This is a genomic window from Methylobacterium sp. AC690 (assembly GCF_979256535.1).
In genome coordinates, this window is record NZ_CEEDOX010000063.1 from 1 (window position 1) to 326 (window position 326).

Annotated in this window: 1 protein-coding gene; it reads right to left on the reverse strand. The window is 77.0% G+C overall.

Annotated elements, in window-relative coordinates; all coding sequences use genetic code 11:
* On the reverse strand, positions 1-202 hold a 202-nt coding region (locus AC0IY1_RS25335), incomplete at its 3' end, for a sugar nucleotide-binding protein (protein WP_471773337.1).
* Positions 203-326 lie beyond the last annotated feature (124 nt).

Below are 326 nucleotides of genomic sequence, written 5' to 3' on the forward strand. Positions count from 1 at the left end.
CCCGGTCCACGGCGGTGTAGGCGGCCGCGTTGACCACCGCCGCGTAGGGGCGCGCGCTCAGGGCGGCGTCGATGGCGCCCGCGTCGGTGACGTCGAGCGCCGTGCGGCTCGGGGCGTGCAGGCGGGTGCCCGCCTCCCAGAGCGCGGGCGCCTGCAACTCGGTGCCGACCTGGCCGGCCCCGCCGAGGATGAGGATGTCCATGGGTTCGGGCATTGGCTCAGGCGCGGCCGGTGGGGGCTGTGCCCAGCCCGAGGCGCTCGCCGGTGTAGCGGCCCTCGCGGATCGGGCGCCACCAGGCCTCGTTGGCGAGGTACCAGCGCACGGT